This window comes from Immundisolibacter sp. (assembly GCF_028696615.1).
In the GTDB taxonomy this organism is placed as follows: domain Bacteria; phylum Pseudomonadota; class Gammaproteobacteria; order Immundisolibacterales; family Immundisolibacteraceae; genus Immundisolibacter.
The window spans coordinates 1-3,032 of the sequence record NZ_JAQVGQ010000279.1; the positions used below are offsets into that span (position 1 = coordinate 1).

The 3,032-nt window shown below is 69.5% G+C and carries 2 protein-coding genes and 1 pseudogene; all 3 read right to left on the reverse strand.

The features are described from left to right. Positions 1-37: 37 nt before the first annotated feature. Positions 38-988: a diacylglycerol kinase family protein gene (locus PHC73_RS13170; protein WP_300129169.1), complete on the reverse strand. Its 951-nt coding sequence runs from the start codon at positions 986-988 to the stop codon at positions 38-40. Next, positions 981-2,066 carry a fatty acid desaturase gene (locus tag PHC73_RS13175; protein WP_300129171.1) on the reverse strand — a complete coding sequence of 362 codons (1,086 nt, stop codon included), beginning with the start codon at positions 2,064-2,066 and terminating at the stop codon, positions 981-983. Before PHC73_RS13175 ends, PHC73_RS13170 begins: the two co-directional genes overlap by 8 nt. Positions 2,067-2,373: 307 nt before the next feature. Beyond that, a pseudogene (locus tag PHC73_RS13180) lies at positions 2,374-3,032 on the reverse strand (inositol-3-phosphate synthase); the annotation flags it as partial.

Sequence of the window (3,032 nt, forward strand, 5' to 3'; positions counted from 1 at the left end):
TTTACAGCACCGCTCAGGGCACTACGATCGGCGTCGTTCACGGGCGCAGGAACTCGAACTCGGGCCCGGCGCTGACGGCGAGTGTGCTGCCGGCCGGCGGAAAATAGTCCTCGCCGTCGAGCGCGTAGCCGCCCGTTGCGGCGAGGTGCAATGAGCTTGCGCGCTGGCTTGCGTAGCCGGCAGCGGGCGTCGCGAAGGCCGGCGGGCGCCCGCGCAGCAGGCCCGGCAGGGCGAGCGCGAGGCGCCGGGCTGGCAGGCTGAGTGTGGTGACGTGCAGCGGGCCGTCGCCCTTGCCCCACCAGGGCGTGAGACCGAGCGCGAGGCGCCGGTGCGTGGTTGCCAGCAGCAGCAGCGCCGCGCGTTCGGCCGCGGGTCCGTCGTCGACCTGCAGGCGGATCGGTTGCGGCGCGAACGGCAGCCGGCCGCCCAGCAAGCGCGCCAAACGACCGGCGACCCACAGTGCCGTGCCGCCCGCGCCGCGCAACAGTGCCAGCCGACGTTGCGCGCGAAACGCCCGGCACTCGCGCACCGCCTGCGGCAGGCCGCCGGCGGTGAGGAAGAAACCGCAGCGGGTGACGCCGTCCGTCTCGCGCACGGCGAGCACGCGCCTGTGCGTGGTGGTGAGTCGGCCGGTGAGCAGCGCGCGCAGCAGCGCCGCCGGCTGGCCATGGCTGCCAAGATCGTAGGCGGTCTGGTTGGTGGTGCCGCCGGCCAGCACCAGGATGGCCGGCGGCTGTGCAAACGGCGAACGCAGCGCCAGCACCGTCAGCGCCGCCTGCACGGTGCCGTCGCCGCCGTTGATCACCAGGCGACGCACGCCGGCGGCGGCGAGCGCCTCGAGCGCGCGCTCGATCTCGCTCGGCGTGCGGGCGAGGCGATGCGGCATCGACGCCGCATCGAGCAGACCGCCCAAGGCGGCAAGTCCGCCGCGGGCGTTGTAGCGGCTGGCCGGGTTGCTGAGGACGCCGATCGGCCGGGTGTCAGCCACCGGTCGCGCCGAGCCGGCGCCAGTTCTGCATCAGCCTGCGGTTGTTGGCGTGCGCCTTGGCGCCGCGCCACAGCTGCGACACGGCCGCGAAGAAATTCGGACAGTCGGTCTTGCGGTAGGCGGCGTCGGCCGGCAGCTGCGCCATCAGCCGCCGGTGCGCCTCGCCCATCGAGTGATACGGCATGGCCGGGAACAGGTGATGCAGGGCGTGGTAGCGCAGGCCGACCGGAAACAGCAGCGCGGTCAGCCAGGTCTGGCCGGTGATGTTGATGGAATCCTCGAGCTGTGCCTGGTAGCTCATGCGCGCGCCGGTGTTCACGTAATGATGCGCGGCGAGGTTGCGCACCCAGTTCAGACCCACCGCGAAGGTCATCAGCAGGTACACCTTGCCGAGCAGCGCCCACGGCAGCACGCCGCGCACGAACAGCGTGGCCAGAAACGCCAGCCAGGCAAAGCATGCCCATTCCTGCAGCGCCCACTGGCGAAGCGGCTCGTCGGGCGGAATCTCGCGCTGGTAGTACGGGTTGCTGCCGTAGGACGAGACGCGGCGCAGCACCCAGCGCCGCAGGCCGGGATGCAGGTAGGACAGCGGCGTTATCACCAGAAACCGCAGCACCGCCAGCGGCGGCAGGATCGGCACCTGCAGCAGGTACTTGATCGTCTCGGCCGGCGGCGCGCTGCCCAGCGGCAGGTACTCGCCGTCCCGCGGCGTGCCGAAGCGGTTGATGTTGTGATGGTCGAGGTGGTTGCGGTACATCAGCGACGGCATCAGCAGCGGGATGCCGTAGGTGAGGTTCCAGAACAGCCGAAAGCCCGGCAGGGCGCCGTTCATGTGCACGATCTCGTGCATGAAGGTGCCAGCCCGAAACAGCAGCACGCCCGCGCCCAGAAAGGCCAGCGCCTGTGCCCAGACAGGCCCGCTGCCGGTGAGGTAGACCAGCGCCAGCGCGTAGCCGAGGCCGGCGCTCAGGGTGAAGTCCAGCCAGTAGATGGCCGGCTTGTAGGCGAACAGGTCGGCGACGATGCGGCGCATGTCGTCGAGCGCGAATCGATCGGTCGCAGGTGATGATGCGTTCATCGCGAGAAGTCCTTGGGAGCGCGCGACGACGGGCGCGGCGGGCAGTCGATTGTAAGGAAAGGCTGAAAATTCCAGGGACGGCGGTCTGCGTCTCGCGCAGAGCGGCGAGGCGTAACCAGCCCGGCGAGTTTCATCGGTAAGCGGTCGATCATCGGCCTGCCGTTCCTGTGCCCTGGCCATTGACGGCGGATTGTCGCAGGCTCGTGCGGGCAAGCAAGGCCGCGGCAGCCTTTTTAGGCTGCGGGCTTAACTGCGGTCAGGGTGTCGCACGCACAAGGGCGAGGGCTGGCACGCCCTCGCCCGGATCTCAGGCGCGCCCGGCCGCGGCCCGCTGGGCGGCAACTTCGGCCAGTTTTTCCTTCCAGGTGCCGTCGATGAAGGCCTCGGTCAGGCGCCAGGCGTCGTCGTCGCTGTACTGCACCGGCGGGTGTTTGCAGAAGAACGCCGACGGCGGATACAGCACGCCGCCCTCGCCGCGGTCGAGCGCCAGCTTGCAGCAGCGGATCATGTCGATGGCGACGCCGGCCGAATTGGGCGAATCCTCCACCGACAGCCGCAGCTCGAGGTTGAACGGCACGTCGCCGAACATGCGCCCCTCGATGCGCAGGAAGCAGACCTTGTTGTCGTTCTGCCAGGGCACGTAGTCGGACGGGCCGACGTGGATGTTGTCGTCGGCCAGGCGGCTGGCCGCCACCGACTGCACCGCTTCGGTCTTGGAGCGCTTTTTGGATTTGAGGCGCGCCAGGTTCAGCATGTTCAAAAAGTCGGTGTTGCCGCCGGTGTTGAGCTGGTAGGTGCGGTCCACCGTCACGCCACGCTTGCGGCACAGGTCGGTGAGCGCCCGGTGCGTGATGGTGGCGCCAAGCTGGGCCTTGATGTCATCACCGATGATCGGCAGTCCGGCCGCCTCGAAGCGCCGCGCCCAGGCGGGGTCGCTGGCGATGAACACCGGCATGTTGTTGACGA

Excerpts from the sequence above, each read along its gene's own strand:
- PHC73_RS13175 (WP_300129171.1), bottom strand. The coding sequence starts at position 2,066 with ATGAACGCATCATCACCTGCGACCGATCGATTCGCGCTCGACGACATG.